Consider the following 12,690-nt stretch of genomic DNA (forward strand, 5'->3'; position numbering starts at 1 on the left):
CTACGCTCGGGCCTCATGAGCGACCAGCACAGCTTCCACAGCCTCGAGACCCTCGCCATTCATGCGGGAAACACCGCCGATCCGCTGACCGGCGCGGTCGTCCCGCCGATCTATCAGGTGTCCACCTACAAGCAGGACGGTGTGGGCGGACTGCGCGGCGGCTACGAGTACAGCCGCAGTGCCAACCCGACGCGTACGGCGTTGGAGGAGAACCTCGCGGCGCTGGAGGGCGGCCGCCGCGGTCTCGCCTTCGCGTCCGGACTCGCGGCCGAGGACTGCCTGCTGCGCGCGCTTCTGGAGCCGGGCGACCACGTGGTCATCCCGAACGACGCCTACGGCGGCACCTTCCGGCTGTTCGCGAAGGTCGTCTCGCGGTGGGGCGTCTCCTGGTCGGTCGCCGACACCTCCGACGCGGCCGCGGTCCGCGCGGCGGTCACGGAGAAGACGAAGCTGATCTGGGTCGAGACGCCGTCGAACCCGCTGCTCGGCATCACCGACATCGCCGCCGTGGCGGAGGTCGCACGCAGCTCGAACGTCAAGCTGGTCGTGGACAACACCTTCGCCAGCCCGTATCTCCAGCAGCCGATCTCGCTCGGTGCCGACATCGTCGTGCACTCGCTGACCAAGTACATGGGCGGCCACTCGGACGTCGTGGGCGGTGCGCTGATCGCGGCGGACCCGTCGGTGGGCGAGGAGCTGGCGTACCACCAGAACGCGATGGGTGCCGTCGCGGGCCCGTTCGACGCCTGGCTGGTGCTGCGCGGCATCAAGACCCTCCCGGTCCGGATGGACCGGCACAGTGAGAACGCGGGCCGGGTGGTCGAGATGCTGACCCGCCACCCGAAGGTCACCGAGGTTCTCTACCCGGGGCTGCCGGAGCACCCGGGCCACGAGATCGCGGCCAAGCAGATGAAGGCCTTCGGCGGCATGGTCTCCTTCCGCGTCCAGGGCGGCGAAGAGGCGGCCGTCGAGGTCTGCAACCGCACGAAGCTGTTCACGCTCGGCGAGTCCCTCGGCGGTGTCGAGTCCCTGATCGAGCACCCGGGCCGTATGACGCACGCGTCGGTGGCGGGCTCCGCGCTGGAGGTCCCGGCGGACCTGGTGCGGGCGTCGGTGGGCATCGAGTCGGCGGACGACCTGATCGCGGACCTTCAGCAGGCCCTCGGCTAGGCATACCCAGCAACTCACGCACGCATCGTCCGGCGTCCGGTGGGGTCCTTCGGGGCCTGCCCGGGCGCCGGCTCGCGTTCGCTGCCCGGTCCGTGCCGCGGCGACGACCGCCTGCTGACCACGCGTGGTTCACGCGTGGTCAGCGCGACGACCGTGGTCAGCGCGACGACCGTGTTCTACGCGACTACGCGGGGACCTTCTCGTCCTCCAGCGACTCGCGGATGCCGTCCTTTAGCTCCGGGGTGTCGGCGTGCCCGTGCACGGAGACCGCGTGTTCGCTCGCGGCCCGTACGACTTCCTCCTCCTCGCCGGAAATGGTGAGACTGCATCCCGACTCGCTCGGCATCTTGCGGCAGTCGGCGACTTTCCTGGTCATGGCGGCCTCCTCGCGGCGTCGGTGCGCCGCTCATTCCAGGATAGTTCCGGACGCACCGGGCGGGCCCGCCGATGCACGGACAGTCCCGGTACGCGCTACCAGCCTTCGAGCGGAGGCGTCATGTCCGACGGCGGAGCCACCCACGGCTCGGTGACCGACGCCCACACCGCGAACGCGACCGCCGCCGCCACCAGAAGCAGCCAGGTCAGCCGGCGGACCGCACGGTGGCGCCGCAGCAGCCGGCCGCCGTACACGGCGGCGCGCGCCGCCAGGTCCGCGGGCACCGCCGGGTGCTGGGCCTCCAGCATCCGGCGGACCTCGTCCTCCTTGCGGTCGGCGCCGCTCATGACACCGCCTCCGCCGGGGCGCGCGGCGGTGCGGGCGGTGTGCTGCGCATGGTCGCCACGGCGCGGGCGCAGATGGAGCGGACGCGTTCGACCGGGAGCCCGATCAGCGCCGCGGTCTGCTCCTCGGCCACCCCTTCGTACAGCCGCAGCACCAGGATCAGCCGTTCCTGTGGCGTGAGGCGGTCCAGTACGCCGCCCCGCACCCGGTGGTGGCGCCAGGCGGTGCGGGCGAAGCGGGTGGCGAGTTCCTGCCGGGTGCGGTCGTACGGGTCCTCGCCGCGCAGCCGGTCCCATTCCGCGTAGGTGTGGGCCAGTGCGGAGGTCAGCAGCTGCTGGGCGTGCGGATTGCGCAGCGCGGGCTCGGCGGTGAGCAGGGTGGCGGCATGCAGCAACCGGCCGGCCGCGCCCGCGACGAACGCCTGGAACTCCCGGGCGCGGCGGCGCTCGAGTGCCGTCCGCCGCTCGCTCACGTCCTCATATAGGGGCAGATTCGCGGCCCGGGTCAAGAGGTCGGCGGCGTCTCCGTGTCCACAGGAGGAAGTCCGGCCTGGCGGGCGGAGAGCGCGGTGTTGAACCGGGTGAGCAGAGTGCAGAAGGAATCGCGCTCGGTCTCGGTCCAGCCGTCCGTCACCTGTGCCATGAGCTCGCGCCGCGAGGAGCGGACCTCTTCCAGCCGGGCCTGGCCGCGGGGGGAGAGCTGGAGCACGACGGCGCGGCCGTCCTCGGGGTGGGAGGTGCGTTTGACGAGACCGGTGTCGACGAGCGGCGCGACCTGGCGCGTGACGGTCGACGAGTCGATGCCCATCCCCGCGGCGAGGGCCTTGACGCCCATCGGGCCTTCCCGGTCGAGCCGGTTGAGCAGCAGATAGGCGGCGCGGTCCATGGAGTTGCGGACCTGGCCGACCCCGCCGAGCCGGGTCTGTTCCGCGCGGCGTGCGAAGACGGCGACCTGGTGCTGGAGAGCATCGAGGAGGCCGGGGTCGAGATGAGTCGTCATGTCCTGAGAGGTGGGCATGGCTAGGGGGCTCTCTCGTGCGGTGGTCGGTTGGTGGGGGACAGAGTACGCGGCCCACACGCGGTGCGTACCAGGCCTGCACAATCCCATGAGGAACGCTTGATCGGGTCTGCCGGCGACCGGTTGAGCTGCGAGACTTGGCGTCATGAGCTTCGGTACGTCTGACTCCTTGCGCCCCGTCATCCTCGACGACGTCCGCGGGGCGCAGAAGATGCTGTCCGGCGTCGCGAGGGTCACCGCCCTGGAGGGCAGCAGGTACCTGTCGCACCTGGTGGGGGCGCCGGTCCACCTCAAGTGCGAGAACCTCCAGCGGACGGGTTCGTTCAAGCTGCGCGGCGCGTACGTACGGATCGCGGGGCTGCGGCCGGAGGAGCGGGCCGCCGGTGTCGTCGCCGCGTCCGCGGGCAACCACGCGCAGGGAGTGGCGCTCGCCTCGACGCTGCTCGGAGTGCACTCGACCGTGTTCATGCCGGTCGGCGCACCGCTGCCGAAGGTCGCGGCGACGATGGAGTACGGCGCAGAGGTGCGGATGCACGGTCAGGTCGTCGACGAGACCATGGCCGCCGCGCAGGAGTACGCCCAGGAGACGGGTGCCGTCTTCATCCACCCCTTCGACCACCCCGACATCATCGCGGGGCAGGGCACGGTGGGCCTGGAGATCCTGGAGCAGTGCCCGGAGGTGCGCACGATCGTCGTCGGTGTGGGCGGCGGCGGTCTGGCCGCCGGCATCGCGGTCGCGGTGAAGGCGGTGCGTCCCGATGTCCGGCTGGTGGGGGTGCAGGCGGAGGGTGCGGCCGCGTATCCGCCCTCGCTCGCCCAGGGGCGCCCCGTCGCCATCGATGCCCCCTCCACCATGGCGGACGGGATCAAGGTGGGCTGCCCCGGCGATGTCCCCTTCAAAATCATTGGCGATCTTCTCGACGAGGTCCGTACGGTTTCCGAGGACGCGCTCTCCAGCGCGCTGCTGCTCTGCCTGGAGCGGGCGAAGCTCGTCGTGGAGCCCGCCGGGGCGAGCCCGGTCGCGGCGCTGATGAGCGAGCCGCGGGCGTTCAAGGGACCGGTCGTCGCCCTGTTGTCGGGCGGCAATGTGGATCCGCTGCTGCTGCAGCGCATTCTGCGGCACGGTATGGCGGCGGCAGGCCGTTATCTGTCGCTGCGGGTACGGCTGACGGACCGGCCGGGAGCTCTTGCGGCACTTCTCGGGTCGTTGTCAGTGCTCGACGCTAACGTCCTCGACGTGAGTCACGTCAGGACCGATCCGCGGCTCGGGCTCACGGAGGTGGAGGTGGAGCTGCAGCTGGAGACGAAGGGCCCGGAGCACTGCGACGAGGTCACTGCGGCGCTGCGCGGGGCGGGATACACCGTCCTGAGCTGAGCGCACAGGACCGTCACGCGGGTTCCTGCCACGACGGCCACGCGTGTGTGGACCGTCGCGGCTGCCGCCGACGGCCGCCCCTGTCACCGCGGCCGTGACGTCACGACTATCGCGATACATCTTGAGTGACGCGATGTATCGCGTTAACGTGAGGTCCTGACGTGCTCCCGCCACGCACAGATTTCGCACCCGCCTGCTTTCTTGCCACGTAGCGACCCACCCACCTGCCACCTTGGGAGATCCCTCATGCCAGGCGCCATTTACGCCGAAGGTCTGGTGAAGACCTTCGGCGACGTAAGGGCTCTGGACGGCGTCGATCTCGACGTCCCCGAAGGCACGGTCCTCGGACTTCTCGGCCCCAACGGAGCCGGCAAGACCACCGCCGTGCGCGTACTGACCACCCTGCTCCAGCCCGACAGCGGCAAGGCCGTCGTCGCCGGCATCGACGTCCTGAAGAACCCGAACGAAGTCCGCCGGTGCATCGGCCTCTCCGGCCAGTTCGCCGCGGTCGACGAGTATCTGACCGGCCGTGAGAACCTCCAGATGGTCGGCCAGCTCTACCAGATGAGCTCGCGCGACGCGAAGAGCCGGGCGGTCGAGCTGCTCGACCGCTTCAACCTCGCGGACGCCGCCGACCGCCCCGCCAAGACCTACTCCGGCGGTATGCGACGCCGTCTCGACCTGGCCGCCGCCCTGGTCGTCTCACCGCCCGTGATGTTCATGGACGAGCCCACCACCGGACTCGACCCGCGCAACCGCATGCAGCTGTGGGAGGTCATCCAGGAACTGGTCAAGGGCGGTACGACACTGCTGCTCACCACGCAGTACCTGGAAGAGGCCGACCACCTGGCCGACGACATCTGCGTCATCGACCACGGCAAGGTCATCGCCCGCGGCACCGCCGACCAGCTCAAGGCCCAGACGGGCGGCGAGCGCGTCGAGGTCGTCGTTCACGAGCCCGACCAGATCCCGCCCGCCCAGGAGGTCCTGCGGGGCTTCGGCAAGGGTGACGTCGCCGTCGTCGAGCACACCCGCAAGCTGACCGTCCCCGTCACCGGCGGCGCGAAGCTGCTGGCCGAGGTCATCCGCGAACTGGACACCCGGGGCGTGGAGATCGATGACATCGGTCTGCGCCGGCCCACCCTGGACGACGTGTTCATCTCCCTCACCGGCCATCACGCCGAGATCGAGGACGAGGAGAACGGCGAGGCCGCGCAGCTCAAGGACACTAAGGGCAAGAAGTCCCGGAAGGAGGGCGCGAAGTGACCACCACAGCGGACGCCGTCAAATGCAACTGGCCGCACACCCACGGTCAGCGCGTGGTCGCCGGGAAGGGGCAGGACGCATGAGTATGGTGACTGACTCCCTGGTCATTGCCCGCAGGAACTTGATCCGGATGACCCGGATTCCCGAGATGGTCCTTTTCGGGGTTATTCAGCCGGTGATGTTCGTCGTGCTGTTCACGTACGTCTTCGGTGGCTCGATGAGCGTCGGAGGCTCGACCGATCCGGACGTCTACAAAGATTTTCTGATGGCGGGCATCTTCGCCCAGACCGTCACGTTCGCCACGGCGGGATCAGCCGCCGGCATCGCCGACGACATGCAGAAGGGGCTCGTCGACCGATTCCGCTCCCTCCCGATGGCACGAGGCGCAGTACTGACCGGCCGCACCGTTGCGGATCTTGTGCAGACGTGCATCACACTGCTCGTCCTCGCGATCGTCGCCTTGCTCGTCGGCTGGCGTACCGGCTCCGCCGAACCGACCAATATCGGGAGGGTCCTGGGCGCCTTCGGCCTGCTCCTCCTGCTCGGATACGCCTTCACCTGGATCGGCGCGCTCATCGGCCTTTCCGTGCGGACGCCCGAGGCGGCAACCTCTGGCGGGATCATCTGGCTATTCCCGGTCACATTCATCTCGAACGCGTTCGTGGACTCCAGTCAGATGACGCCCTGGCTGCGTCACATCGCCGAGTGGAACCCGTTCAGCGCTACTGTGCAGGCTTGTCGGGAGCTGTTCGGCAATCCGGGCGTCGTGGAGTCCAACGCCTGGCCAATGGAGCACCCGGTCTGGGCCTCGCTCATCTGGTCCGTACTGATCGTGGTCGTCTTCCGGACTCTGGCGGTGCGCAAGTACCGTCAAGCGGACGGCTGATCGACAAGGGCGGCGAAGGGGCCGGACCGCATCACGCGGTCCGGCCCCTTCGGCGTTCGCTGTCCGGCTCAGCCGGTGTACGGCTTGGCTTCGAGGATCTTCACCGAAGCCTTCTTGCCGTTGGGCAGCTCGTACTCGGCGTCGTCACCGACCTTCTTGCCGTTCACTCCGGCGCCGAGCGGCGACTGCGGGGAGTACGTCTCGATGTCCGTGCTCGCGTACTCGCGAGACGCCATCAGGAACGTCAGGGTGTCGTCCTCGTCGCCGTCGAAGGCGATCTTCACGACCATGCCGGGCTCGACCACACCGTTGTCCGCGGGGGCCTCGCCGACCTTCGCATTGTCCAGGAGCTGGGTCAGCTGGCGCACACGGAGCTCCTGCTTGCCCTGCTCCTCCTTGGCCGCGTGGTACCCGCCGTTCTCCCGCAGGTCGCCCTCCTCACGCGCCGCCTCGATCTTCTTGGCGATCTCGGTGCGCGCGGGACCAGACAGGTACTCCAGCTCGGCCTTGAGCTGGTTGTACGCCTCCTGGGTGAGCCAGGTGACGTTCTCGCTGGTCTGGGTCACAGGTGCTCCTCGTAGGTACTGGGAATACAAAGCATCGCCCTACCCAGAAGGATGTGCCTCCATGGATGGGCGAAACCACGAGCCTAACAATTTCGTGGCCGCAGGGGGAGGACGAATGCCATCAGAAGTACGTCAACGCAGGTCAGCGTAGTGACCCGCCGTGATCGTCCAGGTGATTCGTCCGCGTCACCGGGCGGTGCACTGCACCAGTTCCGCGCTGGTGGCCCGAGCCGTCGTCCGGATCTCGACCACCTGGTCGATCCGCTTGCCGCCCCGGCTCTCCACCGGCACATCCAGCCTACCCACCTCGGCCCCGTCCTCGGAGCGCGAGCGCAGGGTGCAGCTGCCGGCGGCGTCCGCGTCCTTGCGCACCTCCAGATGCACCTGGACCGCGGAGTCCGAGATCACCGAGAACTTGATCACCTCGGCGCTGATCTTCTGCCCGGCCACGTAGTCGTAGCCGAACCAGCCGATCACCCCGAGCAGAGCCGCCCCCAGCACCGCGCCCACCAGCTTGAGCCCGCGGTCCGCGCGCTCGTCCGCGGAGCGGCCGTAGCGGCCCTCGGGAAGCTGTTCGCGCACGGCGGCCATGGGTCTTTCCTCTCGGGCAGGGGGCACCGGAATTTTCCGTCCCCCGATTCGGTCACTATAAGAGTTGCCCGACGCGACACATTATTGAGGATCGAGTCTTGACTGAGCAGCTGCGACTGATGGCCGTTCACGCCCACCCCGACGACGAGTCGAGCAAGGGCGCGGCCACGATGGCCAAGTATGTGTCCGAGGGGGTGGACGTGCTGGTCGTGACCTGCACAGGAGGCGAGCGCGGCTCCATCCTCAACCCCAAGCTCCAGGGGGACGCGTACATCGAGGAGAACATTCACGAGGTACGCAGAAAGGAGATGGACGAGGCCCGCGAGATCCTCGGCGTCGGCCAGGAATGGCTCGGCTTCGTCGACTCGGGCCTGCCCGAGGGAGACCCGCTGCCCCCGCTGCCGCAGGGCTGCTTCGCCCTGGAGGACGTGGAGAAGGCCGCCGGCCGGCTGGTGACGTCGATCCGCACCTTCCGTCCGCAGGTCATCACCACGTACGACGAGAACGGCGGCTACCCGCACCCCGACCACATCATGACCCACAAGATCACGATGGTGGCCTTCGAGGGTGCGGCGGACGCCGAGCGCTACCCGGAGTCGGAGTTCGGGCCCGTCTACCAGCCGCAGAAGCTCTACTACAACCAGGGCTTCAACCGTCCCCGTACGGTCGCCCTGCACGAGGCCCTGCTGGCCCGGGGGATCGAGTCCCCCTACGGCGAGTGGCTGGAGCGCTGGAAGGAGTTCGAGCGCGTCGAGCGCACGCTCACCACCCACGTGCCGTGCGCCGAGTTCTTCGAGATCCGCGACAAGGCGCTGCTCGCACACCGCACGCAGATCGACCCGGACGGTGGCTGGTTCCGCGTTCCGCTGGAGCTCCAGAAGGAGGTCTGGCCGACGGAGGAGTACGAGCTCGCCACGTCTCTCGTCGACACCTCCCTCCCCGAGGACGACCTCTTCGCGGGCATCCGGGACAATGCCTGATATGAGCGCAAGCGCAAACCTCGCCCTGACGCATCTCGTCCCCCTCGCGAAGGAGGTCGACGACAACAAGGTCACGCCCGGAGTCCTCGGCTTCCTCGTCTTCGCGGCACTGGCCGTGGGCGTGTGGTTCCTGATGAAGTCGATGAACCGGCACATGGGCCGGGTGGACTTCGAGGAGGCACCCGACCCGCGGGCCGAGTCGAACGAAGCCGGCAGCAAGACGGGTCCGGCCTCGGCCTAGGGTCTGTCGTTTGGATCTTGCCGGGGCTCGCGTGCCCTGGCACGCACGCTCGCCGTACGGATCACCGCCGTACGCGCCACCGGGCCGGCCGCATCAGCGGCCGGCCCGGTGGCGGACGGTGCGCGCACCGGCGTGCGGCAGCCCGCCCGCACGCCTGACGGGAGCACCCCGCCCTACCGCGCGGAGACCACCGGGACGCCCATGACCTCCCGCGCATGGCGGTTCGGGACCATCCCCAGGTGCCACGCCTGCCAGCCGTCCTCCAGGCGCACGCCCCGGTGGAGCATCACCGTGAGCGCCTCGGCGCAGTCCTCCAGCTTTCCGTCGCGCGAGGCGTGCGACTTCTCCGTCAGACGGGCCAGTTCCTCCTGCGCCACCACCGTGCCGACCTCGATGCCGCCCGGGGAGGCGTACGGCAGCAGGGTGCAGCGCAGGAAGCGCGCCCAGTCGGCGCCCCGGTCGTCCTGGTACGAGACGAACAGATCGACCGCCTCGTCGCACAGCCCGAGCGCCTGCGCAGCGCGGTTGTTGCCCGCGTCGATCAGCGCCAGCTCCAGACAGGTCCAGGCCTCGCCGTGGGCCACCCCGATCCGGCGGAAGTCGGCGCGCGCGTCCACCAGGAGCTGGCGGGCGAAGCCGGAGTTGCGCAGATTGCCGGTCTGGGCCGCACGCTGGTCGCGCGTGACCCGGCCCGAGTGGTGGCGCGCGCAGGCCAGGCCGTACACGTCGCGCATCCGCGAGAACATCGTCCGGGCCCGCTCCAGCTCCCGCACCGCCTGGTCGCGGTCGCCGCGCTCCTCCAGGGCCTGGCCCAGGTAGTACAGCGTCCACGCCTCACCGCGCGCGTCCTCCTGCTCGCGGTGGCGCGACAGCGCCTGCCGCAGCTGGTCCACCGCCGGCGCCGGATCGCCGTCGACCAGCCGCGCCCGCGCCAGTTGTGTCAGCGCCCACGCCTCGCCCCGCTCGTCGTGCGTGCGCCCGTACAGGTCGAGCGCCTCGCGCAGCTCGGACTCCGCCCGCGGCACATCGCCCATCCGCAGACACACCTGGCCCAGCTGGAAGTGCGTCCAGGCCTCGCCGTGCAGCGACTCGCCCTCACGATGCAGGGTCAGCGCGGTGGACAGCAGGGTGAGCGCGTCCGCCAGATTGGCCCGGTCGCGCTCCACGGCCGCCAGCGCGTGCAGCGACCACGCCCGGTCCTCGGCCTGCTCGTCGGAGGCCTGAAGCTCGATCGCCTCGTGCAGCTTCGCCGCCGCCTCGGTGAGATTGCCCTGGTGGTGCAGCGTGATGCCGAGCGAGCAGAGCGCGAGCGCCGTACCGGAGTCGTTGTGCGCCTCGCGGTACAGCCCCACCACCGACGACAGCGTGGTGCGCGCCTTGTCCAGCTCGCCCAGCTGACGGGCCGCGATACCGGTACGCCACCGTACGGAGCGCTCCAGCAGTCCCTGGTCCACCGCCTGCGACAGCTCGCTGATCTCGCCCAGCCGGTACAGATCGCCGCGCAGCAGGCAGTAGTCGCACAGCGCGCCCAGCAGATTGAGCACGGTCTGCTGGTTCACCCCCTCCGCGTACCGCAGCGCCGAGGTGATGAAGCTCGACTCGTCGTCCAGCCAGCGCAGCGCCGCGTCCAGCGAGGTGAAGCCGTGCGCGCCGAACTGGCCCGCGCGCGTGGACATCTTGCCGTCCACCATGCGGATCACGGCCCCGGCCAGATCCGCGTAGTTCTGTATCAGCCGCTCCTGGGCGGCCGACCGCTCCGCGGCCTCCTCCTCGTCCAGCAGCCGGGCCCGGGCGAAGGAACGGACGACGTCGTGCAGCCGGTATCGCCCGGCCCGTACATGATCGATGAACCCGGCCTGGGCGAGCTCCGACAGCAGCCGCTGCGACTCCTGCTCGTCCGTCGCCAGCAGAGCCGCCGCGGCCGCCGCCCCGAGCGACGCCCGCCCGGCGAGCGCCAGCCGCCGCGCCAGCCGCCGCGTCTGCTCCGGCAGATCGGTGTAGCGCAGCCACAGGGCGCGCTCGACGGGATCCACGGGACCGTAGGCCCGCAGATCGGCGGCCAGTTGCTGAGCGGTACGCGCACCGAGCGAGGAGCCCGCGACACGCAGCGCCAGCGGCAGGCCCCCGCACAACTCCCGTACCTCGTCGGCCGACTGGACGTCGTAGGGGCCGGGCGACTGCTCCGGGGCCGACGCCCGCAGCAGCTCCTCCGCGCCCGCCTCGTCCAGCGCGTCCACCGGCAGATGGTGCACCCACGCCGGAATGTCCTCGGGCAGCTCCAGCGGCGTCCGCGCCGTCACCAGGACGAGACTGTCGGAACGCTCCGGCACCAGCGTCCGCACCTGCGCCGCGTCGCGGGCGTCGTCCAGCACCACGGTCACCGGCAGACCGGTCAGATGCTGGTGGTACAGCTCGCTCAACCGGCGCACCTGCTGCTCCGCGGAGGACCGCTCACGGAACAGCAACTGCTCGCGCGGAGCGCCCAGCCGGTTCAGCAGATGCAGCAGCGCGTCCCGGGTGGACAGCGGGTTGCTGCTGTCCCCGCGCAGATCGACCACGCACGCACCCCGGAACTGGTCCTTGAGCTGCTGCGACGCCCGCACCGCGAGCGTGGTGCGCCCCGAACCCGCGGCACCGTGCAGCACCACGACCGTCGGCCGGGTCTCCGTCGAGGCACGGGCCGCGTGCACCCACTGGGCGATCTGCGTCATCTGCTGCTGCCGGCCCGCGAACGGACCTTCCGGTTCCGGCAGATGACCGAAGGACTGCTCCAGCACCGAACGCCGTCGCGCCGCCGCACTGCGGTCACCGCCCCGCAACTGCGGGGCGGCCGTCGTCTTCTTCGCCGGACGCGTGGAGGAGGTGAGCATCCGCTGCTGGTCCAGGAACGGCCGGATGCCCCGGACCTCCAGCGCGGTCAGCCACTGAAGCCGCAACTGCTCGGCGCCGCCCGGCTGCCCGAGCGCTCCGGCTCGGCGGTGCGCGGCCGGCCAGTGCGACGCGGTCACCTTGGCGACGGTGGTCGCCGCACCGGCCACGGCCACCACCACTCCGGCACCCAGGGCGGTACCGGTGGCGGTCCCGAGCGCGACATCCGCCCCGACGGCAGCGGCGGCGGCAACGGCCGTCACCAGCGCGGGAGTCGAGACGGTGCGCCGGGTGAACCGCGCGGACAGCGGCTGCTGCACGGCCTCCGCCTCGGCGAGCGCCTGCTCGTAGGCCGCGTACTCCTCGCCGGCGCTCGACGCCATCGCGTCGAGTCCCGCACGCCCGCGCGCCAGCAGCACCTGCGCATCCGCACGCCCGCCCGCCCGCCGCACCTCTTCCTCGACGGCGCGCACCAACAGCCGCTCGGCTTCCGCCCGATGGCTGTCCCGCATAGTGGATCCCCCTCCGAGTGCTCCGGTTCCGTTCCGGGTCAAGTGTCGTGCGTACGGGGCGTCAGCGCGAGGGAGTCCGTCGATCATTCGCCGTCCACCGGACGGGAGTTCGCCGAACCGTCTCGCCCATGAGCCGGTCCGCTGCCGCATGCAGTGCCCTGGGGACGGGGGCAGGGAGCCGGTTGCTCGACGCGTTCGACCGTCGGCAGTCGCGGCTCGTCTCCCTCGGAGCATTCGCACGGAGTATCCGTGTGTATGCGTACCAGCGGCCGTCCGGGAACCCGGTGTCCCGTGATCCTGTCGGCGTCGTCCGATCGTGTGTGTCCGGCATTGTGGGGAACAGGCCGTCGAATTTCGCAATATGACGAGCAGTCAGAGCCTTTTCGCCGGTATCGCCACGCGCACGCGGACCGCGACCGACGTGAAGCGACGCGTCCCTGGCGGATCCGAACCGGCGGCGACACGATCACGGATGCCTGACTCGAAGGGCAGATGAC

At 70.1% G+C, this 12,690-nt stretch carries 13 protein-coding genes; 6 read left to right on the top strand and 7 right to left on the bottom strand.

The annotated features are described in order from the left end of the window. The first annotated feature begins 15 nt into the window (after nucleotides 1–15). Entirely contained in the window at nucleotides 16–1,170 is a 1,155-nt protein-coding gene (locus tag ACQPWZ_RS22810) for a cystathionine gamma-synthase (RefSeq protein WP_433572254.1), read from the top strand. 184 nt (nucleotides 1,171–1,354) lie between these two features. On the opposite strand, the gene ACQPWZ_RS22815 is transcribed toward ACQPWZ_RS22810, so the two are convergent. From ACQPWZ_RS22815 to ACQPWZ_RS22830, 4 genes are all read right to left on the bottom strand, one after another. Beyond that, nucleotides 1,355–1,546, bottom strand: a complete 192-nt coding sequence (locus tag ACQPWZ_RS22815) for a DUF1059 domain-containing protein (protein ID WP_340474989.1) — start codon at nucleotides 1,544–1,546, stop codon at nucleotides 1,355–1,357. A gap of 95 nt (nucleotides 1,547–1,641) precedes the next feature. Continuing rightward, entirely contained in the window at nucleotides 1,642–1,893 is a 252-nt protein-coding gene (locus ACQPWZ_RS22820) for a hypothetical protein (RefSeq protein WP_340474990.1), read from the bottom strand. Then, nucleotides 1,890–2,363 (bottom strand): sigma factor-like helix-turn-helix DNA-binding protein, encoded by a 474-nt coding sequence (locus ACQPWZ_RS22825; RefSeq protein ID WP_340474991.1) that lies wholly within the window; start codon nucleotides 2,361–2,363, stop codon nucleotides 1,890–1,892. The genes ACQPWZ_RS22820 and ACQPWZ_RS22825 overlap by 4 nt, the downstream gene beginning before the upstream one ends. Before the next feature lie 32 nt (nucleotides 2,364–2,395). Next, nucleotides 2,396–2,908: a MarR family winged helix-turn-helix transcriptional regulator gene (locus ACQPWZ_RS22830; RefSeq protein WP_340474992.1), complete on the bottom strand. Its 513-nt coding sequence runs from the start codon at nucleotides 2,906–2,908 to the stop codon at nucleotides 2,396–2,398. Nucleotides 2,909–3,053: 145 nt separating this feature from the next. Between ACQPWZ_RS22830 and ilvA the strand changes: the two genes are divergently transcribed. From ilvA to ACQPWZ_RS22845, 3 genes are all read left to right on the top strand, one after another. Then, the gene (gene ilvA / locus ACQPWZ_RS22835; protein WP_340474994.1) at nucleotides 3,054–4,283 is read left to right on the top strand and encodes a threonine ammonia-lyase; all 1,230 of its coding nucleotides are present in this window, start codon (nucleotides 3,054–3,056) and stop codon (nucleotides 4,281–4,283) included. A gap of 246 nt (nucleotides 4,284–4,529) precedes the next feature. Continuing rightward, nucleotides 4,530–5,549, top strand: a complete 1,020-nt coding sequence (locus ACQPWZ_RS22840) for an ATP-binding cassette domain-containing protein (protein WP_356701343.1) — start codon at nucleotides 4,530–4,532, stop codon at nucleotides 5,547–5,549. A 79-nt stretch (nucleotides 5,550–5,628) separates the two neighbouring features. Beyond that, entirely contained in the window at nucleotides 5,629–6,435 is an 807-nt protein-coding gene (locus ACQPWZ_RS22845; RefSeq protein WP_433573853.1) for an ABC transporter permease, read from the top strand. A 68-nt stretch (nucleotides 6,436–6,503) separates the two neighbouring features. Here ACQPWZ_RS22845 and greA read toward each other — a convergent pair whose 3' ends face one another. Further along, nucleotides 6,504–7,001 (bottom strand): transcription elongation factor GreA, encoded by a 498-nt coding sequence (gene greA, locus ACQPWZ_RS22850; RefSeq protein ID WP_327680914.1) that lies wholly within the window; start codon nucleotides 6,999–7,001, stop codon nucleotides 6,504–6,506. Nucleotides 7,002–7,187: 186 nt separating this feature from the next. Beyond that, nucleotides 7,188–7,592: a DUF4307 domain-containing protein gene (locus tag ACQPWZ_RS22855; RefSeq protein ID WP_340474999.1), complete on the bottom strand. Its 405-nt coding sequence runs from the start codon at nucleotides 7,590–7,592 to the stop codon at nucleotides 7,188–7,190. A 98-nt stretch (nucleotides 7,593–7,690) separates the two neighbouring features. Here ACQPWZ_RS22855 and mca point away from each other — a divergent pair, with 98 nt between their 5' ends. Together mca and ACQPWZ_RS22865 are read left to right on the top strand one after the other, a co-directional pair. Next, nucleotides 7,691–8,572: a mycothiol conjugate amidase Mca gene (mca, locus tag ACQPWZ_RS22860; protein WP_340475000.1), complete on the top strand. Its 882-nt coding sequence runs from the start codon at nucleotides 7,691–7,693 to the stop codon at nucleotides 8,570–8,572. After that, the gene (locus ACQPWZ_RS22865) at nucleotides 8,565–8,813 is read left to right on the top strand and encodes a hypothetical protein (RefSeq protein ID WP_383247136.1); all 249 of its coding nucleotides are present in this window, start codon (nucleotides 8,565–8,567) and stop codon (nucleotides 8,811–8,813) included. Before mca ends, ACQPWZ_RS22865 begins: the two co-directional genes overlap by 8 nt. A 173-nt stretch (nucleotides 8,814–8,986) precedes the next feature. On the opposite strand, the gene ACQPWZ_RS22870 is transcribed toward ACQPWZ_RS22865, so the two are convergent. Then, a complete protein-coding gene (locus tag ACQPWZ_RS22870; protein ID WP_433572255.1) occupies nucleotides 8,987–12,193 on the bottom strand; it encodes a tetratricopeptide repeat protein in 3,207 nt (1,068 codons plus the stop codon). Nucleotides 12,194–12,690 lie beyond the last annotated feature (497 nt).

This window comes from Streptomyces sp. CA-251247, from assembly GCF_050952975.1.
Classification (GTDB): domain Bacteria; phylum Actinomycetota; class Actinomycetes; order Streptomycetales; family Streptomycetaceae; genus Streptomyces; species Streptomyces achmelvichensis.